Origin of the sequence: Agrobacterium sp. B1(2019) (assembly GCF_008274755.1) — a bacterium.
In the GTDB taxonomy this organism is placed as follows: domain Bacteria; phylum Pseudomonadota; class Alphaproteobacteria; order Rhizobiales; family Rhizobiaceae; genus Agrobacterium; species Agrobacterium salinitolerans.
On the sequence record NZ_VTPB01000001.1, the window covers coordinates 384,911 to 404,761 of the forward strand.

General features: G+C 60.0%; 19 protein-coding genes and 1 pseudogene. 13 read left to right on the forward strand and 7 right to left on the reverse strand.

Annotated elements, in window-relative coordinates; genetic code table 11:
* The first annotated feature begins 186 nt into the window (after nucleotides 1-186).
* Nucleotides 187-507, forward strand: coding sequence for a metalloregulator ArsR/SmtB family transcription factor (locus AGR1_RS01900; RefSeq protein ID WP_006314636.1), 321 nt, complete (start codon nucleotides 187-189; stop codon nucleotides 505-507).
* 130 nt (nucleotides 508-637) lie between these two features.
* Here AGR1_RS01900 and AGR1_RS01905 read toward each other — a convergent pair whose 3' ends face one another.
* A complete protein-coding gene (locus AGR1_RS01905) occupies nucleotides 638-1,813 on the reverse strand; it encodes a DUF3095 domain-containing protein (protein WP_149146034.1) in 1,176 nt (391 codons plus the stop codon).
* A 285-nt stretch (nucleotides 1,814-2,098) separates the two neighbouring features.
* Here AGR1_RS01905 and AGR1_RS01910 point away from each other — a divergent pair, with 285 nt between their 5' ends.
* The 4 genes from AGR1_RS01910 to queF all read left to right on the forward strand — a co-directional run bounded on the left by AGR1_RS01910 (nucleotide 2,099) and on the right by queF (nucleotide 5,213).
* Complete coding sequence (locus AGR1_RS01910; protein ID WP_077981545.1) at nucleotides 2,099-3,205, forward strand: branched-chain amino acid ABC transporter substrate-binding protein; 1,107 nt, start codon at nucleotides 2,099-2,101, stop codon at nucleotides 3,203-3,205.
* 67 nt (nucleotides 3,206-3,272) lie between these two features.
* The gene (locus AGR1_RS01915) at nucleotides 3,273-3,674 is read left to right on the forward strand and encodes a glyoxalase superfamily protein (RefSeq protein WP_149146035.1); all 402 of its coding nucleotides are present in this window, start codon (nucleotides 3,273-3,275) and stop codon (nucleotides 3,672-3,674) included.
* A gap of 155 nt (nucleotides 3,675-3,829) precedes the next feature.
* A complete protein-coding gene (locus AGR1_RS01920) occupies nucleotides 3,830-4,732 on the forward strand; it encodes a cation diffusion facilitator family transporter (protein WP_080792758.1) in 903 nt (300 codons plus the stop codon).
* A 16-nt stretch (nucleotides 4,733-4,748) separates the two neighbouring features.
* Nucleotides 4,749-5,213 (forward strand): preQ(1) synthase, encoded by a 465-nt coding sequence (gene queF / locus AGR1_RS01925; protein WP_149146036.1) that lies wholly within the window; start codon nucleotides 4,749-4,751, stop codon nucleotides 5,211-5,213.
* Between the two features lie 24 nt (nucleotides 5,214-5,237).
* On the opposite strand, the gene AGR1_RS01930 is transcribed toward queF, so the two are convergent.
* Together AGR1_RS01930 and AGR1_RS01935 are read right to left on the reverse strand one after the other, a co-directional pair.
* Entirely contained in the window at nucleotides 5,238-5,984 is a 747-nt protein-coding gene (locus AGR1_RS01930) for a DUF2076 domain-containing protein (RefSeq protein ID WP_149146037.1), read from the reverse strand.
* A gap of 100 nt (nucleotides 5,985-6,084) precedes the next feature.
* Complete coding sequence (locus tag AGR1_RS01935) at nucleotides 6,085-6,675, reverse strand: HupE/UreJ family protein (RefSeq protein WP_080790061.1); 591 nt, start codon at nucleotides 6,673-6,675, stop codon at nucleotides 6,085-6,087.
* Between the two features lie 235 nt (nucleotides 6,676-6,910).
* Here AGR1_RS01935 and AGR1_RS01940 point away from each other — a divergent pair, with 235 nt between their 5' ends.
* The 3 genes from AGR1_RS01940 (at nucleotide 6,911) to AGR1_RS01950 (ending at nucleotide 8,886) form a co-directional block, all read left to right on the forward strand.
* Nucleotides 6,911-7,492, forward strand: coding sequence for an ATP-dependent Clp protease proteolytic subunit (locus AGR1_RS01940; RefSeq protein WP_003523060.1), 582 nt, complete (start codon nucleotides 6,911-6,913; stop codon nucleotides 7,490-7,492).
* Nucleotides 7,493-7,729: 237 nt separating this feature from the next.
* Nucleotides 7,730-8,245 carry a sigma-70 family RNA polymerase sigma factor gene (locus tag AGR1_RS01945; protein ID WP_162520318.1) on the forward strand — a complete coding sequence of 172 codons (516 nt, stop codon included), beginning with the start codon at nucleotides 7,730-7,732 and terminating at the stop codon, nucleotides 8,243-8,245.
* Nucleotides 8,242-8,886, forward strand: coding sequence for an NrsF family protein (locus AGR1_RS01950; RefSeq protein ID WP_080790065.1), 645 nt, complete (start codon nucleotides 8,242-8,244; stop codon nucleotides 8,884-8,886). Before AGR1_RS01945 ends, AGR1_RS01950 begins: the two co-directional genes overlap by 4 nt.
* 73 nt (nucleotides 8,887-8,959) lie before the next feature.
* Here the strand turns inward: AGR1_RS01950 and AGR1_RS01955 are convergent.
* Nucleotides 8,960-10,042 (reverse strand): annotated as a pseudogene (locus AGR1_RS01955) (esterase-like activity of phytase family protein).
* Between the two features lie 273 nt (nucleotides 10,043-10,315).
* Here AGR1_RS01955 and AGR1_RS01960 point away from each other — a divergent pair.
* Nucleotides 10,316-11,530, forward strand: a complete 1,215-nt coding sequence (locus AGR1_RS01960) for a benzoate/H(+) symporter BenE family transporter (protein WP_080790070.1) — start codon at nucleotides 10,316-10,318, stop codon at nucleotides 11,528-11,530.
* 318 nt (nucleotides 11,531-11,848) lie between these two features.
* Entirely contained in the window at nucleotides 11,849-13,558 is a 1,710-nt protein-coding gene (gene leuA, locus AGR1_RS01965) for a 2-isopropylmalate synthase (RefSeq protein ID WP_149146038.1), read from the forward strand.
* Nucleotides 13,559-13,758: 200 nt separating this feature from the next.
* Here leuA and AGR1_RS01975 read toward each other — a convergent pair whose 3' ends face one another.
* Entirely contained in the window at nucleotides 13,759-14,724 is a 966-nt protein-coding gene (locus AGR1_RS01975; protein ID WP_080790074.1) for a metallophosphoesterase, read from the reverse strand.
* A gap of 66 nt (nucleotides 14,725-14,790) precedes the next feature.
* Between AGR1_RS01975 and AGR1_RS01980 the strand changes: the two genes are divergently transcribed.
* Nucleotides 14,791-15,282, forward strand: coding sequence for an NUDIX domain-containing protein (locus AGR1_RS01980; RefSeq protein ID WP_149146039.1), 492 nt, complete (start codon nucleotides 14,791-14,793; stop codon nucleotides 15,280-15,282).
* Nucleotides 15,283-15,297: 15 nt separating this feature from the next.
* Here AGR1_RS01980 and AGR1_RS01985 read toward each other — a convergent pair whose 3' ends face one another.
* A complete protein-coding gene (locus AGR1_RS01985; RefSeq protein ID WP_149146040.1) occupies nucleotides 15,298-16,290 on the reverse strand; it encodes a glutathione S-transferase family protein in 993 nt (330 codons plus the stop codon).
* A 295-nt stretch (nucleotides 16,291-16,585) separates the two neighbouring features.
* On the opposite strand from AGR1_RS01985, the gene AGR1_RS01990 reads away from it, so the two are divergent.
* Both AGR1_RS01990 and AGR1_RS01995 read left to right on the forward strand, forming a co-directional pair.
* The gene (locus AGR1_RS01990) at nucleotides 16,586-17,155 is read left to right on the forward strand and encodes an N-acetyltransferase (protein WP_149146041.1); all 570 of its coding nucleotides are present in this window, start codon (nucleotides 16,586-16,588) and stop codon (nucleotides 17,153-17,155) included.
* A 303-nt stretch (nucleotides 17,156-17,458) separates the two neighbouring features.
* Nucleotides 17,459-18,772, forward strand: coding sequence for an MFS transporter (locus AGR1_RS01995; RefSeq protein WP_149146042.1), 1,314 nt, complete (start codon nucleotides 17,459-17,461; stop codon nucleotides 18,770-18,772).
* A gap of 59 nt (nucleotides 18,773-18,831) precedes the next feature.
* On the opposite strand, the gene AGR1_RS02000 is transcribed toward AGR1_RS01995, so the two are convergent.
* Nucleotides 18,832-19,797, reverse strand: a complete 966-nt coding sequence (locus AGR1_RS02000) for an MBL fold metallo-hydrolase (protein ID WP_149146043.1) — start codon at nucleotides 19,795-19,797, stop codon at nucleotides 18,832-18,834.
* Nucleotides 19,798-19,851: the final 54 nt, after the last annotated feature.

Genomic DNA, 19,851 nt, shown 5'->3' on the forward strand with positions numbered 1-19,851 from the left:
AAGCGCCGATAAATTAATCACAATTTATTAAGTAAATAATCGGTCAAGAATAGTCTTTGGAAGGGGCGCGATATAAGCAAGATTTAGGTATATACAACGTATCGACCGAATTATAAAAACACCTTTAGAACACCTATTATAGCCACCATGACCGTCTCTCGGACTGTCATCAGGAGACTTGAGCGTATGGATAATCAATCTCTGTCGGAACACAGCATCGCCGCTGCAGACTTGCTCTCAGCGATGGCGAACCCAAAGCGCCTGATGATCTTGTGCACGCTGGTGGATACGGAAGTGCCTGTTGGTGTTCTCGCTTCTCAGGTTGGCCTCAGTCAGTCCGCTCTCTCGCAGCATTTGTCGAAATTGCGTGCGCAGCGACTGGTGAAGACACGACGGGATGCGCAGACCATCTATTACTCCAGCAACTCCGAATCCGTGAAGAAGATCCTTGCTTCACTCGAGGACATCTACTGCCAGGCGCAGAAAAGCAGCAAGACTGCGGCTTGATCCCACGGTCCTGTTAAGGCCCGGCAGCATCACCCAATTGAAACCGGCGCCCGGCGCCGGTTTTTCTTTTCAGCGGCCTTTGCGCGGCTGCATCCGCCACAGGGATCGGGACTGCGTATTGGCGCGGTTTTCATACCGACGCAGCAGCCTGTATCTGTTGCTTGAGGCGGGTTGCTGCAGCGGCATATCCACCGTCGGCGCCATCCACGAAATGCATGTGGTCTCTCGAAAGCGGAGATGGAACAATACAGGTCATCAATGCGGCATCCTGTTCGTGCAGGCCGTAATAACAGCTTCCCGACAGGTGCCCCTGTTCCAGCCGCGCGCGGATTTTTTCGAGTCGGGCGGCGTCGATATCAACGGTCATCTTCAGACCGTCGTCGAATTTCCTGAAATCGGTGTTGCTGGCGACCGAGCGTCTGTAGCGATCCGCATTAAATTGCCCAAGCGACAGTTTGGTCAAACCGAGGAGATTGACGAGGAAGCTTTCACCCAGGATGCGAAACGAGCGGCGCATCCTGCCCCAGGCATCGTGATAGGCAGCGCCGGCGCGGGCTTCGAGGCTAAGACCCTCGCGCACGAAACCGAGTTTCGGCCCATCCTCCGGCACGGGGTGGCCGTGTCTTGCATCCTGCTCGGCGAGATCAACGAGATCGATGACCAGCTGACGGAATGCCGGCATGTCCCGCGACGGCCCCGGCACGGCGATAATCGACACCACCTTGCCATGGGTTGCCTGAATGGGGTTCCAGCGGCAGGAAAGACCGGTGAGATCGGGGCGTTCGCCCGTTTCCGCGGCGGGCAGGGCATATTGCCCGTCCTTCATCCGCGCTTCCGCCCAGCTGTTGCCGCCGCCTGAGAACATGGCGTAGGAAACATCCTCGCTTGCCTGAAAGCGCGCGACGCGAATATCGAAGCCATTCTCACGAATATCCTCGATGGGAACCAGCGCCACGCGCATGGCAAGATCGAGATCGTCCTTTACCCAACGCTGCACATTCGAAAGTGCTGTTCGTGCGACAGGCAGCCCCTGGGGCGGCACCGTGACGGCGGCGCCATCACCGCCGAAAACGAAGGGCAGGTCGTGACGCCCGAGACTGTTCGATACGCCCGATATAACCGCCGCACCCGCCATATTGACGGCCTTGTAGCGGCCGGTGCCGATGGCCGAAGTCGAATCGACGATATCGGCGATGGCCAGTCCCCATCCCGGCGGCAGGGCGCGATAAAGCGTCGGGTCGGCCACATCTTCAAAATGCCGGAAGACGGGCAGGCCCGTCAGAAATTCTTCATCTGCTGCGATCATGGCGTATTATCCTCCAGCGGCGACCAAACGCCAAGCGTTTACGGAAGGCCGATGCGTCCTTTCTGATGGCGCAATCACGGTCGATCCGGCGATTGATTTACCGCTAATAGAGCTAATCCAGCAAAGGTGACTTGCATAAATCATCAAACCTTCCGTATGAGTTGAGTGGAAGGCTCGGAATTCAAAAATGGAACGAGTTTTCGCCGGGAGGCGTCCGATAGTTTCATTCGGTCGGCGCCCATGGCGCTCACCGGGTCCCGCGACCCCCTTTAAGGAGACACCAGGATGAAACTGAAGACATTGACCAGCGTGACGCTTGCAGCGTCCTTCGCATTCGCACCCCTTGCTCATGCCGAGATCGTCATCGGCCTGATTGCGCCGCTCACCGGTCCTGTCGCCGCCTATGGCGACCAGGTGAAGAACGGCGCCCAGACGGCAGTCAATGAAATCAACAAGAAGGGCGGCATCCTCGGCGAACAGGTCGTGCTGAAGCTTGCCGATGACGGCGGTGAGCCGAAGCAGGGCGTTTCCGCGGCCAACCAGCTTGTTGCCGAGGGCATCCACTTCGTCGTGGGTCCTGTGACGTCCGGCGTCGCCATTCCGGCATCGGATGTCTTTGCCGAAAACGGCGTGCTGATGGTGACGCCGACGGCGACCGCGCCGGGCCTGACCAACCGCGGCCTTTCCAACGTTTTCCGCACCTGCGGTCGTGACGACCAGCAGGCCGAGGTTGCGGCGAAATATGTTCTCGCCAACCTAAAGGACAAGAAGATCGCCATCATTCACGACAAGGGCGCTTACGGCAAAGGTCTGGCGGACGCCTTCAAGACCACGCTGAACGCCGGCGGCGTGACAGAAGTGCTCTACGACGCGCTGACGCCCGGCGAAAAGGATCTCGGCGCGCTGACGGCCCGTCTGAAGTCCGACAATGTCGATATCGTCTATTTCGGCGGTTACCATCCGGAAGCGGGTCTTCTGGTGCGTCAGTTGAAGGATATCGGCTCCAAAGCTGCCGTTATCGGCGGTGACGGCCTGTCGAACAGCGAGTTCTGGAACATCGGCTCGCAGGCTGGCGAAGGCACGATCTTCACCAACGCTTCCGACGCGCTGAAGAACGACGATTCCAAGGCCGCTGCCGAAGCGCTGAAGGCTGCCAACATTCCGGCGGAAGCCTTCACGCTCAACGCCTATGCCGCTGTTGAAGTGCTGAAGGCCGGCATCGAGAAGGCCGGAAGCGCCAAGGATTCCGAAGCCGTCGCCACGGCCCTGAAAAGCGGTGATGCTTTCCCGACCGCAATCGGCAAGGTGACCTACGGCGAAAACGGCGACCTGACCTCGCAGGCCTTCTCGCTGTTCAAGTGGCAGGACGGCAAGATCGTCGCAGCCGAATAAGCTGATCCTACCGGCCGCGCCTTGTGCGGCCGGTTTCATTTTGCGGCCGAAAAAGGGTCAACGCAGCATGGGCGACGCCAGGAAACAGACTGTTGGAGACATCGGCTTCGGACGGATGTTCCCGATTGTCCGGATCTTCGACGAGGCCAAGGCGCGGGAGTTCTATGTCGATTTTCTCGGTTTCGGGGTCGACTGGGAACACCGATTCGGCGATAATTTCCCGCTATACATGCAGGTTTCACGAGCCGGAATGGGGCTTCACCTCAGCGGCCATCATGGGGATGCGACGCCGGGTTCCAACATCTTCGTCACCATGCACGGCGTTCACGCCTATCAGCAGGAACTGGCGACGAAGGACTATCGCTTCATGAAGCCGGGCGTTGAAGAACTGCCATGGGGCAATGTGATGGAAGTGACCGATCCGTTTGGCAACCGCATTCGTCTCTGCGAGCAAAAAGACGGGGATTGAGGTCCAGGACGTCACCGTCTGGCTCTTGACCTTGCCCGCGGTTTGAACGATAGAACGCTCAAATTGCGAACCGCGCGCACGGAGACCCCGTGCGCGCGGTTCGTGCGTTTTGGCAGTCGGTCATGCAATTCGTTCGCATCCGCACGGGGGCAAAAATGAACAGTGAAGGCAATGCGCTGGTAAGGAAGCTCGCATTCTGGGGCATTCCACTTTCTTTCGGCGTGCTGGGCCTCAAGCTTCTGGCATGGTGGGTCACCGGATCGGTGGCGCTTCTGTCTGATGGTCTGGAATCGACCGTCAACGTGGTTGCGGCCTTCATCGCCTATTTCGTCATTCGCTACGCCCAGAAGCCGGCCGATGACGACCACCAGTTCGGCCACCACAAGGCGGAATATATTTCCGCCGTCGTGGAAGGCGTATTGATCGTCGTTGCCGCGCTGTTGATCGTGCAGGAGGCCTGGGGTGCTCTTTTCAATCCCAGGCTGCCGGAAGCGCCGATCCTCGGTCTGGCCATCAACGCATTTGCAGCCGTCATCAATGCCGTCTGGGCGACGACGCTGATCCGCGTCGGCCGAAAATATGCCTCGCCGGCGCTTGCGGCCGATGGCCACCACATCATGTCAGATGTCGTTACCTCGGCGGGTGTTCTCGTCGGCCTTGTCCTTGCATTGCTGACGGGCTACGCCATTCTCGATCCGCTGCTTGCCATTCTGGTGGCCATAAACATCCTGTTCCAGGGATCGAAGGTCATTCTGCATTCGCTTGGCGGGCTGATGGATCGGGCCGTGGAGCCGGAAGAGGACGAGGCGATCAAGAAGGCCATCGCCGAACATTCCGGCGGTGTGATTGGCGTACACGATCTGCGGACACGTCGCGCCGGCTCGGCCGCCTTCATCGATTTTCACGTCGTCGTTCCCGCCATCATGACGGTGCGGGAGGCGCATGATATTTGCGACCGCCTTGAAGATGCCATAAGGGACGTCATACCGGGCGCCAGCCTCGCCATTCACGTCGAGCCGGAAGGCGAAAAGGCGCATGGCGTCAAAGTGATTGTTTGAAAAACAGGAGTTTTCCATGTCCGTGACGGATGTTTCCGGCCTGTCGCAGCTGGGCACGAAGGTCGATACGCCAGAGAGCCCGGAAAAGGCCGTTCTCGAAAAAGTGCCGAACGGTAATGCCGGCACCGATTATGTCGTGCGCTTCACTGCGCCCGAATTCACATCGCTTTGCCCGATGACGGGCCAGCCGGATTTCGCCCATATCGTCATCGACTATATTCCGGGTGATTTCCTGGTGGAATCCAAGTCGCTGAAGCTGTTTTTGCAGTCCTTCCGCAACCACGGCGCATTTCATGAGGATTGCTCCGTCTTTATTGCCAAGCGGCTGGTGGAGCTGCTGCAGCCGAAATGGCTGCGCATCGGCGCTTACTGGTATCCTCGTGGCGGCATTCCGATCGACGTCTTCTGGCAGACCGGACCGGCGCCTGAAGGCGTGTGGCTGCCGGATCAGGGCGTTCCCACCTATCGCGGTCGCGGCTGATCCGGCTTTGTCGGGATTGATGATTCAGGCGAACGAACCGTCGTCGCCTGAATCGAAATCCGCATCGTCGGCGTTGTCGTCGTAATCGGCCTGCTGGATATCGTCATCGTCGTTATCCCGCTGGTTTGCGCTGTCGCCATAATAATTGTTGATAACGGTTTCCTCGACTGGCGCGTTGCCGATGCCGCTATTGGCGCCGAAGGGCGAGCCAAGGCCGAGCGACGACATGTGGCCGCCGAAAATGCCGCTCAACGAATTGGCGAGCAGCATGCCGCCGGCGACACCCGCGGCGGTTCCGAGCGCCCCCTGTAGAAAACCACCGCCTGATGTGCGCCCGAATGCGGCGGGCTGCTGGCTCCGGGGGCCGCCGGGTTGCTGGCCTGCGGGCGATCCCCAGGGACCCGCCGTCTGGCCGGCGGTATCGTTGCGCCATGAGGCTTGCGGGGCAGGGACGGGTGTCGGTGCTGGCGGCTGTGACTGGCCGGTTCCGAAGATGGAACTCAGAAAGCCACCCTGCGCTGCGGCCTGTGGGGCGCTATTGCCGCTTTCCAGCGCGTGGATACGGTCTTCGAGCTGCTTGATATGGGCTGCGGCCGCTTCCAGTCCCTTTTCCTGAACGATGACCGCCTGCGCGAGATAATAGGGGGCCGAGGGCTGATCGCGCACGGCGTCTGCGATCAATGTTTCCGCCTCGCGGTCACGCGGGGTGGAGGATGCGGTTCTGGTCCTGTCGAACAGGGCCTTGAGAAGCTGACTTTCTTCCGGTGACATATGCTGCCTCCTTACCGTGAAGCGAAAATCCACGATAAGGAGGTAGGCCTCAACTCCGGCTTTTCAAAGCGGCCCGAATTTTAAATTTCGGTAATGATCGTCAGCCGCCGAAGGCGAGCGAGAGACCCGCGATCGCCGTCAGGGCGCCGACCGTACGGCTGGCTACTGAGCCGAAACGGGCAATGCCAAGGCCAAGCGCAATGCCGGCCGCATGCAGGATGGCGGTGGCGATCATGAAGCCGATGCCGAATTGAAGCGCGCCGGCGCTGCCGAGTTCACCGCCATGGGCATGGCCATGGAAAAGCGCGAAAGCGCCGACGACGGCCGCCGCCGCTGCCGTGGGAAGCCTTGCCGCCATGGCGACGAGAAGGCCGAGACCGATGACGGAGGCGAGAATGGCCGGTTCGACGAAGGGAAGCCCGATGCCATAAACCGCCATCAGGAAGCCGGCGGCCATGGTGCCGACGAAGGCGGAAGGCACGATCCACAGCGCCTTGCGGTCGCCCTGCGCCGCGGCGATCTGCGAGGCCCAGATGCCGACGGCCACCATCGCCAGAATGTGATCCGCACCAAAGAAGGGGTGGGAGACGCCGGCCATGAAGGAGCCGTGTTCTTCCGGGTTCAAATGGGCGAAAGCGGGCAGGGCGGTAACGCCCAGTGCGGCGGCTGCGAGGCTTAGTCTTTTCAGCATGGTTCCCTCTTGAAATTATGGCAGTCCGCAACGGGATCTCGGGCTTCCCGCAGCCGACGGCGCTGTAATGAGGCGTCAACGATATCGCGAAGGCAGACAGGCTGTCCATGCGTCATCTGCCGGGGGTGCTGTTTATTGTTGGCGGGCAAACCTTGCCTTTTTCGCTCATTGCCTTACGTAACAAGTCGCACTATGTCCGAAGGGCATGCACGAATTTTGCTGGAGAGAGCCGTTGATGAACGAAGACGAAGACGACAAGAGCAAGGAACTGCCGATCGGCAAGGAAACGGAAGCGAATCTTTTCAAGTCGCGTTCGATCTTCATCTATGGTGGCATCACGCAGGAACTGGCGCAGAAGGTTTGCACGCAGCTCGTGGCCCTTGCCGCCGCCAGCGACGACGACATTCGCGTATATGTCAATTCGCCGGGCGGCCATGTCGAATCGGGTGATTCCATCCATGACATGATCAAGTTCATCAAGCCGAAGGTCTATATTATCGGTACGGGCTGGGTCGCTTCGGCCGGTGCGCTGATTTACGTTTCGGTGCCGAAGGAACGTCGCCTGTGCCTGCCGAACACCCGCTTCCTGCTGCACCAACCCTCCGGTGGTACGCGCGGCATGGCGTCCGACATCGAAATCCAGGCCCGCGAAATCATCAAGATGAACCAGCGCCTGATCAAGATCTTCTCCAAGGCCACCGGCCAGAGCGAAGAAAAGATCGCCAAGGATATCGATCGCGATTACTGGCTCGGTGCGGAAGAGGCCAAGGATTACGGCCTCGTCGGCAAGATCGTCGAGAGCCAGTCGGAACTCTGAGCTTTCGATTTTTCAGTTGAGAAAGTCCGTATCGGTGGAAGCCGGTGCGGGCTTTTCGTTTAAGGTCGGTGTTATTTCATCATGTCGCAGGCCTTGGGCCGGCCGTTACATCTTCACCTGCTTGTGAGGGCAAGTTCGAGCGAGATTTTTTTTGAGTCACCATGTAACAATATCCTCCCGAGCGCGAATAACCCGATAGTGACGATGACAGGCAGCCCTTCGGAAGAGACACTGAAAATGCTGATGCTGCGTTCCCTCGATGGGGACGAAGGCGCCTACAGACATTTGCTTCATGCCCTGAGACGGCTGCTGATCGCCTATTACGGCAGGCGCATGGCCGCCGCCGCCAGAGGCGATGTCGAAGATATTGTGCAGGAAACCCTGTTGTCGCTTCACGCCAAACGAGAGACCTATGATCGTGCGCGACCTTTCACGGCCTGGTTCTTTTCGATAGCGCGCTACAAGCTCATCGATCATTATCGGGGCCGGGGTGCGCGCCTGTTGGCGGAAGTCGAGCTTGATGAAACGCTGGAGGCGGAACCGTCTGTTGACGCGGTCACAGCCCGCATGGATGTGGAGCGACTGCTCGACGAACTGCCGGAACGGCAACGGGATCTCATTCGAAGGGTGAAGCTAGAAGGTCACTCAATTGCCGAAGCGGCGCAACAGTCCGGCCAGACCGAGCTTGCGGCGAGGGTCGGTATTCACAGAACGCTGAAAGTCCTGGCGGCAAAGTTGCGGGGGGACACGTGAAGAAGACGGAAGACATCATCGAACAACTGGCGGGCGATCTGAAACCTGTTCCCGCTTTCGCGCTGGAGCGGAGGTTGGCGTTCACCGTCTTGCCGGCGCTCGGCCTTTCGCTGGTGCTGATGCTCGCCATCCTGGGGCTTCGCGTCGACATGAGCGACGCCATGACCGAACCGGGTTTCTGGGTCAAATCCACCTATAACGCCGTTCTGGCCACGGTTGCCTTTTTCGCCGTCACGCGGCTTGCGCGGCCGGAAGGCGAGCGGGGTTTTCTGTTTGTGTGGCTTGCGCTGATTTTTGTCGCCATGGCGCTTATCGCGCTCGTTCAGCTAGGATTTGCCGTGCCCGGCACCTACAGCACCCTTATTATCGGGTCGTCGGCGCTGCATTGCCCGTTGTTCATTGTTGCTTTTGCACTGCCGCTGTTTATGGCGAATTTTGCGGTTCTCAAACGTTCGGCTCCCGCTGATCCCACGCTTGCGGGATTTGCCGCAGGCATTGCCGCGGGTGCGGCCGGAGCTTGGGTCTATTCGTGGTTCTGCACCGAAAACGGCATGGCTTTCGTGTTGATCTGGTATTCGCTGGGCATTTTGGTGACCGGCATCGCCGGTGCTTTTGCCGGCTCACGTCTGCTTCGCTGGTGAAGACGCCTCTCGGAATAATTGCCGATGCCGGCCCTGAGCTGGTTCAGAGCCGGCATTCCGCTTCTGGCGGATTTCACTGACTGAGGTTGGCGGGAATTGCGAATGCCGCGAACTGGGTGAACTGTTTGCCGGTGTTGAAATTGTCATCGGAGGCGATGACGAAGAGCTGCTTGCCATCCACCACCGGGCCGAAGGCGAAGCTTTCGATATTGTCGATATCGAGGCCGAAATCGCCTTCGTTGATTTCAAACCAGGGTGATTTGGACACGGCGGCCACGGATGCCGGATCGATCTTGTCCTTGCCGAGAATATTGTCGGCGCGGGACATGTCGGCGATGAAGAAGCGGATGTGGTTGCCGACGCCGGAGGCAAAATTGCGCTCGACGGCGACAAAACGACCATCCGGCAGTGCAGCGATGGCGGAAAGGCCGTTGTCGTTATATTTCGGCTCGGCGGCCGTCGGCGTTTTCGAGATTGCCTCGGTGACATAGACGTGCTCGGCGACCGGTTTCAGCGTCGCCGTGTCGATGACGAGGATACGGGCCGGGCTGCCCGCCTGCGGCGTCGCCTTGGGGCCGTCCTGGATGAGAGCATTTTCGGTGGCGGCGATCAGCCGGCCGGGCATCAGGGTCAGGCCTTAAAAGGCGAGGTTGTTCTGAACGCCCTTGGTCTTTGCGTCGTCGACGAGATAGGCGTCCGGCAGTTCCAGCCGCTTCACATTGCTGCCGTCGAGGTCCGAGACGTAGAGAGCCGGCTGGTTCTTCAGGTCGCGTTCGGACGACCAGTAGAGCTTGCCGCCCTTGCGGTCCAGCGCGACGCCCTCCGCATCGATGCCCTTCGGCGCAAAAGCGGCGCCAGTCTCATCCTTCAGTTCGCGCGTGGCGGCGATGTTGAGCGTGGCGGCGCCTTCCGTCACGGCCAGCTCCAGCTCGTAATAACGGGCCGGACCCTTTTCCACGCGGTCATCGGAAATTGCGAGATAACGTCCGGTTTCGCTGTCAAAGGCGAGATCGGAAATGCCGCCGAAGGTAACGCCATCGATGGAAAGACCCGATGGAACGACGATCTGGCCCAGAAACGCCGGCGGCGGCGGGGTCTGGGCTACGGCCGGCAGAGCTGCAAAACAGCAGGCGACGATGGTGACGGTGCGGAGCATGGCAAGGGTCCCTCTTGTGGCGGATGACCGGTTGTGATGCAGGCAGGATTAGCGCCGCGCCGCTAAACTTTGATGACGTTTTCCGCTCCGCCGTACCTGAAGTCTGGCGGTTCATCTTGCCAAGCGGCGTCTTTTTTGATCCTGAATATAATCACGTTTCACCCAAAGCGTGTCGCCTTCCCCGGATTCGCGTGTCACGCTTCAGTTTTGTTTATGCCTGTAGTGCGGACCGTTTCGGTTGTTTGTGACAGGCAGCAGGCCGCAGAGTGCTTCATGCTGAAAGAATTTTCCGTCCAGAGCCTGTTCATGGGCTGCCTCACCGCCTTTGTCGGTTTCGCCAGCTCCTTCGCCGTCGTGCTGCAGGGCCTGAAAGCTGTCGGTGCGACGGATTTCGAGGCGGCGTCGGGGCTGATGGCGCTTTCGGTAGCAATGGGGCTTTGCGCCATTATCCTTTCCGCCACCACCCGGCTTCCCATCAGCATCGCCTGGTCGACGCCGGGCGCTGCGCTGCTTGCGACCACCGGCGTCATTGAGGGCGGCTTTCCGGCGGCCGTCGGCGGTTTCATCATCTGCGCCATCCTGATCATCATCGCGGGCCTATTCAGGCCGCTGGGAAAGGCTGTCGCCTCCATTCCTGCGCCGCTTGCCAACGCCATGCTCTCGGGTGTCATCATCGGTCTGTGTTTCGCGCCCATCAAGGCGATCGGTTTCAACCCGGCGCTTGGATTGCCCATCATCCTTGCCTGGATCGTGGTGGGAGCCTTCAAACGGCTGTTCGCCGTGCCCGCCGCCCTTGCCGCCTTCGTGCTGGTGATGATTTTCGGCGTCGACATTCCGGCGGGTGCGCTGGACAGCGTGGCGCAATCGCTGACGCCGCCGATGGAGTGGGTAACGCCTGTCTTCAGTCTCCATGCGGTTGTTTCCATCGCGCTGCCGCTCTTCATCGTCACCATGGCCTCGCAGAATATTCCCGGCATTGCGGTGCTCAAGGTCAATCATTACAATCCGCAGCCCGGACCGCTTTTCGCCTCGACCGGCTTTTTCTCGCTGCTCTCTGCGCCGTTTGGTGGCCATGCGGTCAATCTCGCGGCGATTACGGCGGCCATGTGCGCGGGCGAGGACGCCCATCCCGATCCAAAGCGACGTTACTGGGCGGCGATGATCGGCGGTGTCGGCTATATCATTTTCGGCCTGCTGGCGGGCGTGGTCACCGCCTTCGTGGCGCTGGCGCCGCCCATCCTCGTTCAGGCGGTGGCGGGACTGGCGCTGGTCGGCGCCTTTTCCGGTTCCGCTGTCGCGGCGTTCAGGGAGCCGGAAACCCGCGAGGCGGCGGCCATCACTTTCCTCATCACGGCGTCCGGGCTTTCCTTCGGCGGTGTTTCCGGCGCCTTCTGGGGGCTGATCGGTGGCGGGCTGATGATGGCGTTGCAGCGGGTTGTGAAGCGTGGTCAGGCCGAAAGGCTGGAGAGCGGCAGGCAGGGAAAATAACTGGCGCACGGCACAAGATCACTTGTCAGACCGCCAGCCGCTGTTTATACACATCGCCATGAGCAACAGCATCGCAACCATTTTTGGCATGAGCGCGCAGATTTCTGCGAAGGCCTCGCCGTGCGGTGCACTCTCGCTTCTTAGCCTCGACCTTACACGCGGTTGCCGGGTCCAGTGAGGAGCGCCCGGCGGCCGAAAGCCCGCTGGCGCAAACGCTCCTCATCTCGAAATCTCATTTTATACTGGATTTAGGCCCTGAAGGGCCGCGCATCCGCCGATGGCTAAAGACGCCCGCGGACTGCGCAAGGAGGAAGCGAAATGGACGGCAAGATCACCAATATTTCCAAGGGCATGGCTGACGCTAGCGTGAAGTATCGCCCTTATCCGACCATCAATATCCCCGACCGTACATGGCCGGGCAAGACCATCGACAAGGCGCCGATCTGGTGTTCGGTGGACCTGCGCGACGGCAACCAGTCGCTGGTCAACCCCATGGGTCACGACCGCAAGGCGCGCATGTTCAAGCTGCTGCTCGAAATGGGTTTCAAGGAAATCGAGATCGGTTTTCCTTCCGCCTCGCAGACGGATTTCGATTTCGCCCGCTGGTGCGTGGAAGAGGGCAACGTGCCCGACGATGTCTCCCTGCAGGTGCTGGTGCAGTGCCGCCCGGAGCTGATTAGCCGCACGTTCGAGGCGTTGGAAGGCGCCAACAAGCCGATCATCCATTTCTACAATTCCACGTCGGAATTGCAGCGGCGCGTGGTGTTCGGCAAGGATGTGCATGGCATCAAGCAGATCGCCGTCGATGCCGCCAAGATGATCACCGATATGGCGGCCAAGGCCGGCGGCGGTTATCGTTTCGAATATTCGCCCGAGAGCTTTACCGGCACAGAGCTGGAAGTGGCGCTGGAAATCTGCAACGCCGTGGTCGAGGTGGTGAAGCCGACGGCGGACAACAAGCTGATCCTGAACCTGCCCTCGACCGTCGAAATGGCGACGCCGAACATCTATGCCGACCAGATCGAATGGATGTGCCGCAATATCGACAATCGCGAAAACGTCATCATCTCGCTGCATCCGCATAATGACCGTGGCACCGGCATCGCCGCGACCGAACTGGGCCTGATGGCAGGTGCGGACCGCGTCGAAGGCACGCTGTTCGGCAATGGCGAGCGCACCGGCAATGTCGACGTCGTGACGCTGGCGCTGAACATGTATACGCAGGGTGTGGACCCTGAGCTGGATTGCCGTGATATCGAGCGCATCAAGGACGTCTATGAATATTCCAACGAGATGACGATCCCCGAGCGCCATCCTTATGTGGGCGAACTGGTTTACACCGCCTTCTCCGGCTCGCATCAGGATGCGATCAACAAGGGCATGAAGGCGATCAAGGTCGCTAACCATCCCGTTTGGGAAGTGCCCTATCTGCCGATCGATCCGAAGGATGTCGGCCGCTCCTATGAGGCGATCATTCGCATCAACTCACAATCCGGCAAGGGCGGCATCGCCTATATTCTCCAGCAGGATTACGGCATCAACCTGCCGCGCAATCTGCAGGTGGAGTTCCGTGAGGACATCCAGCGCATCACCGATGAAGAGGGTGTCGAGCTGCCGGCCAAGCGCATCTATGAGCGTTTTATCGAGCGCTACGTGACACAGCCGAATGCACGTATCAAGTTTGTGGATCACCACACCTATCCGGCCGGCGATTTCAAGGGCGTGCGCATCGTCGCCGCCGAGATCACCGACAATGGCGAGGTGAAGCGCATCGAGGGCAAGGGAACGGGTCCGATCGACGGGTTCATCAATGCGCTGTCGGTCTATCTCGGGGTTGATCTGTCGGTGAATGATTATTCGGAGCATTCATTGCAGCACGGCTCTAACGCATCTGCCATCGCTTATGTCGAGATGGAGCATCCGGGTGGGAAGCTGTTCGGGGCCGGGGTGAATACGAATATCGTGGCGGCTTCGCTGGAGGCGATTGTTTCTGCGGCCAACCGGGTGTTGGAAGAGCGGGCGAAGTGAGCTTGCTTGGAGGGTGGGGCGAGGCACCCCCCTCTGTCCTGCCGGGCATCTCCCCCACAAGGGGGGAGATCGACTCGCGGTCAGGTCTCGGCCATCTCCACATTTGAAAATGAAGCGGTGGTAGCGCTCCTTGCCGATCTCCCCCCTTGAGGGGGAGATGCCCGGCAGGGCAGAGGGGGGTAAACCCACCCTACGTCGCTTTACTCCTTCGGACTCTGCTCCGCAGGACGCGAAAAGCCCAACGGCCTACCATTCTCATAAAACACCCGCACATCCTCCAGCGCCACACCCGTCCCGGTCTCATCAAGACTATGCCGTTCGCAGGTAACGTTCCACGCGCCGGCCCCCCCGGAAATGTGGAAGAGATTATAGGCCGCGCGCGGTTTTTCCCCGCCCGGTCCCTGGCTGGCGGAGGAAATGCCGACGACCGGGATGTGGTCTTCCCCGTGATGCGTATTCAGCCAATAAACCGTATTCAAATGCGTATGCCCATGCAGCACAAGTTCCGCGCCGCCGACGCCCAGCGCCGCTGCAAAACGGCGGACGCCGAACATGCGTTTGTGAGCGGCAGTGGCTCCCCGGATCGGCGGGTGATGGATCATTACCACGCGAAACAGCCCCTGTTCCCCGGCTTTTTTCAAAAGTTCCGCGGTGGCGCGGGCCTGGCGATTGCCGAAATAACCGGTGGCTGAAAAGGGCGGTGTCGCAATCGAGGTGGAGCAGCCGATCAGCGCCACGGGGCCGCGCACGCGCATATAGGGAAAAATCTTGCGGTCATCGTCCCATTCCGGCGGATCGCCATCACCGCGGACGTAAGGATACCAGGCGTGCATGGCCTTGTCGTGCGCGCCGGACACATAGGCGTCATGATTGCCGGGGACGACGGAGGTCCTTTCGGGATCGCCCACCTCCTCCAGCCAGTCGGCGGCTGCGCGGATTTCGATGCCGGTCGCAAGATTGACGAGATCGCCGGTGATAGCCAGATGATCCGGCGATTTTGTCTCGAGATCGTCGAGCAGCTTTTCCAGCGTATCGGTGAAGAGATGCTTGCGGCGGTTGCGATGCCAGTTGACGAAACCGGTGATCCGTTTCGATGCAAGTTCCCGGAAAGTGAGTTTCGGCAAAGGCCCCAAATGGACGTCTGAAATATGCGCAAGTTTGAACATGGGGGGAGAGATAACCTATGATATGCCACACGTCCAACAAAAGCCTGCCGACGGGGAGAAACCAGAGTGAGTGATGAGACAATGCGGCGGGACGCCCGCCCGTTCCACACGCGCCTGCTGATCCGCATTCTGCATTTCGTCTTCCTGTTCACGCGCGGTGCAACCCTTGGCGTGCGCGCCGCTTGCTACGATGAAAAGGGCAGGATTTTTCTCGTGCGGCACACCTATCTGCCCGGCTGGTATCTGCCGGGCGGCGGGGTGGAGCGCGGCGAAACCCTGCTCGCGGCATTACACAAGGAAATTCGCGAGGAAGGCAATCTTGAGGCTTCCTCGAAGCCGGAGCTTTTCCATGTCTATCTCAATCTGGAAGGCAGCAATCGCGACCACGTCGCGCTTTACCGGCTCGATGTCACCCAGACCCGGCCGAAAAAGCCGGATCACGAAATAGCGGAAAGCGGCTTTTTCGACCTTTCAAACCTGCCGGAAGGGGTGACAGCCGCCACCCGCCGCCGCCTTGCCGAACTTTCCGGCGAAGCGGCGGTTGCCGATCACTGGTAACGGCTATCGCTGCCGTCAGGAGAGTGTCTCACGTCCATGCGCCATGGTCAGGTCCAGCTCCGGGCCAACGGGCACGATGCCGGTCGGATTGATGGTGCGGTGGCTGCGGTAATAATGTTCCTTGATGTGGCGCATATCGACCGTCTCGGGCACGCCCGGCGTCTGGTAGAGATCGCGCAGATAAGCCGTCAGGTGCGTATAGTCGTGGATGCGGCGGATGTTGCATTTGAAATGGCCGACATAGACAGGATCGAACCGCACCAGCGTGGTAAATAGCCGCCAGTCCGCTTCCGTCTGCTCCGCACCGAACAGGAAACGTCGATCCTTCAGGCGGTCCTCCAGCATATCCAGCGTTTCGAATACCTTCACGGCGTTCTGCTGATAGGCATCCTGCGTGGTGGCGAAACCGGCTTTGTAAACACCGTTATTGACGGTGTCGTAGATTACCTCGTTCAGTGCGTCGATTTCCGAGCGCAGTGCTTCGGGATAATAATCGGCCTGCGAGCCGGTGAGATCGTTGAAGGCCTCGTTGAACATGCGGATGATCTCCGCCGATTCATTGGAGACGATGGTACCGCGTTTTTTATCCCACAGCACTGGCACGGTGACACGCCCCGAATATTTGGGGTCTGCTTTGGTGTAGACCTGCCAGAGCGCCGAGGAGCCGAAGAGGTGATCCTCGGTCGCGCTCGGTGTGCGCTCGCCCTCAGGCTTGAATTCCCAGCCGTTTTCCAGCATCAGCGGATCGACGACGGAGACGGAAATCAGGTCCTCCAGCTTTTTCAGCTTGCGGAAGATCAGGGTGCGGTGCGCCCAGGGGCAGGCGAGGGAGACATAGAGGTGGTAACGGTCCTTCCCCGCCTCGAACCCGCCTTCTCCGGAAGGGCCGGGTGCGCCGTCCGCTGTGATCCAGTTGCGGAATTGCGAGGCACTGCGCTTAAAGTGCCCCTTGGTTTCCTTGGTGTCGTACCAGACGTCTTTCCATACGCCTTCCACGAGCATACCCATGATGATCTCCTTGGTTGTTTCCTTGTGGCCGATCCTACCCGTTTCACGGGCAGGCGCGAACCCGCAAGGTATTGAACAATGCGTTTCCGCCTCGCATAGCGGGAATGGCACGGCGTAGCGATTTGTTCTGGACGGGCCGTTATTTTCCTGATAACTGCAATTTTCACAATTCTGAGGAAATTGCTGACTATGATCGAACTACGGATGCTCCGACGACGCTGACGCTCCTGAACGCCCTTACCGGCGCAGCCGTCATCTATTGTCGCATCCGTATTCTGGAAGTTTCGGTCTCTTCATGTCCAAGCACGATCTTGTCTACCTCACCGAGGACGCGTCGCACGACGCCATCATCGACGTCATCAACGAAGAAGCATTCGGTCCCGGTCGGCATACACGCGCCGCGGCCCGCATTCGCGAGCAGGGTCCGCATGACCGGTCGCTGTCCTTCGTCTGTGCCGATGATGGCGAAACCATTGCTTCGGTGCGCATGACACCGGTTCTGGCCGGTGGAGTGAAGGGCCATATGCTCGGACCCCTTGCCGTTCGGCCCTCGCACAAGAACAAGGGCATCGGCCGGGAACTCGTCCGGATCGCCATTGCCGCTGCCCGGCGCAAGGGCTCCGAAGCCGTGATCCTAATCGGCGATCCGCCCTATTACATGCCGCTCGGTTTCGAGAAGGTCGCTTATGCGGCGCTCGATTTTCCGGGACCGGTGGACCCGAGCCGGGTGCTGGTCGTGCCGGTTGGCGACGACGTGCACCAGCGGCTGAAGGGCAAGATCGGCTGGCGCAATTGCCAGGCCGTTATGCCGGCCGCCATGGCGGCAGATGAGGGTTTTGAGGAGCCGCTCAGGGTTTACGGCTGAGGGGGTTTTCTGCAAAGCAGTTTTGCCTTTTCTAGCCAGTGCTTCTGTCTTCCCGCATTCCGGTGCTTGTCACGGGAATCTAGTCGGCGTGCGTCTGCGCGGCAGGAGAAGTCTTTTAAGCCCAAGGACTTGGGCTGGCTGGATCCCTGTGACAAGCACAGGGATGAGGGTGGAGCGCAGGGGCTCGCCTAAGTTGCGGCGTGCATTTCGTTCCAACCGTGCAAACCCTCCACAGAATTCAATTCCGTTTCTTTCCCCTATACGATAGCAAGTCAAAGTCGATTTCTGCAAAAGGGGCGGGGCATGACGGCTATCACCATGAACGATGCGCTGGAGCGCGCGGGCGCAGGCGCCTATCAGCAGCGGCTGATGGGCATATTCGGCCTCGTCTGGGCCGCGGACGCCATGCAGGTTCTCGCCGTCGGCTTCACCGCCGCCTCGATTGCCGCAACCTTCGGGCTGACGGTGCCGCAGGCGCTGCAGACCGGCACGGCGTTCTTTTTCGGCATGCTGCTTGGTGCTGCCGGTTTCGGGCGGCTGGCGGATCGTTACGGGCGTCGCCGTGTGCTGATCGTCACCGTGGCCTGCGATGCGCTGTTCGGTGTGCTTTCGGTGTTCGCTCCCGATTTCACTATTCTGCTCATCCTGCGTTTTCTCACCGGCGCTGCCGTGGGCGGCACGCTGCCGGTGGATTATGCAATGATGGCCGAGTTCCTGCCCGCGAAGAACCGGGGACGCTGGCTGGTCTTTCTGGAGGGTTTCTGGGCTGTCGGCACGCTGATCGTGGCGCTGGCGGCCTGGGGCGCGAGCCTTGCCGGTGTCGCCGACGCCTGGCGTTACATTTTTGCCGTGACGGCGTTCCCCGCCGTTCTGGGTCTGAGCTTACGTTTTCTGGTGCCGGAATCGCCGCTTTACCTGTTGCGCAGCGGGCGATTGGAGGAAGCCAAGGCCGTCGTCAACCGCATGCTAGTCACGAATGGGCGCGCGCCGCTCGATGCCGGGACGGCGCTTTTCCAGCCTGATGTGGCTAAGGGCCAGGGGATATTTTCACCGGCGCTCAGGCAGCGCAGCCTCATGATCCTTGCGATCTGGTTCCTCGTCTCTGTTTCCTATTACGGCGTCTTCACCTGGATGCCGGCGAAACTGGCGGGTGACGGTTTCGGTTTCGTGCGCGGTTACGGGTTTCTGGTGCTGGTGGCGCTGGCGCAGATTCCCGGTTATGCCCTTGCCGCCTATGGCGTTGAAAAATGGGGCCGAAAGCCGACACTGATCGGCTTCTGCCTGCTTTCCGCCCTCGGTTGCCTTCTCTTCACGCTTGCCACCGGCAGCGCGATGATCGCCGCTTCGTTGCTGATCATGAGTTTTGCCCTTCTCGGCACCTGGGGTGCGCTTTATGCCTTTACACCGGAGCTTTACCCGACGGAATCGCGGGCGACCGGCATGGGGGCTGCCGGCGCCATGGCAAGGCTCGGCGGTCTGCTGGCGCCGTCTCTGCTCGGTTATGCAATTGCTCAGGGTTTTGGGGTCGCAATCGGCATTTTTGCCGGCCTGCTGGTGCTTGCCGCCATTGCAGCGACGATGATCAATGCGGAAACGCGGCAGGTGGCGCTGACCTGACGCGTCGTTCCCGCGCAAAGGCCTGACCCGTTGAGGATCAGGCCAGGCTGTTTCGCCCCTTAGAGCGCCGTATAATTGACCGGCAGCCAATCGTAATTGGTGCTGTCGGTGCGCACATGGCCGATACCGGGGAAGGCGATATGCGCGCCAGCTACCAGATATCTGCCTTCCACCGCCTGCCGGAACGCCAGATCACGCGCCGCGACGGCGGCCTTCTGGTCGACGTCAAACTCGATCGCCACATCTGGCTCATCGAACTGGAGGATATCGCCATGGGTGATATCGCCCCAGAAAACGATCTTCTCGCCGTCGCTTTCGAGAACAATAGCGCTGTGACCGGGCGTGTGGCCGGCGTAAAGGATAGAACCAAGGCCCGGAACCGGTGCGGCATTGTCACCGAATGTCTCGAACTTGCCGGCATCGATATAGGGCTGGATGCTCTCCTTCGCTTCGGCATAACCCTTCTTCAGCGCTTCGGGGGCCGCCTTGGCCTTTGCCGCATCGAGCCAGAAGGCGGCTTCGCGCTCGTTGACGTGCAGGGTCGCATTGGCAAAGACACGTTTGCCATCGGCCGATAGCCCGCCGGAGTGGTCGGTATGGATGTGGGTGAGGACAACGTCATCTATATCCGCGGTTTTATAACCGGAGGCCTCGATATTGGCGACGAGCCTTCCGAGCGACGGGCCGAGATAAGCGCCGGTACCGGCGTCAATCAGCACCAGCCTTTCTCCGGTGTTGACGAGAAATGCATTGACTGAGGTAGGCGTCTCTTCCGGCAGGAAGGCGTCCTTTAAGACCTTCGAGGCGTGTTCCGGTGTGGTGTTTGTGTAAATCTTGGCGAGTGGCAGCGCGATGACTCCGTCCGAGAGGGCGGTGACTTCCGCCTTGCCGACCATCAGCCGATGAAAGCCGGGGGCCTGTGTGGCGGCAAGGGGCGCCTTGGCGAATGCGACGGCGGGTGCAACAAAAGGCGCGGCGAAGATGGCGCTGGCGGCGCCTTTTAGAAGTGAGCGACGTGACGGCATTGGGGGCTCCTAGGTTGAGGGAATGTCTTGAAACTTTCCGCACTCCAGCTAAGT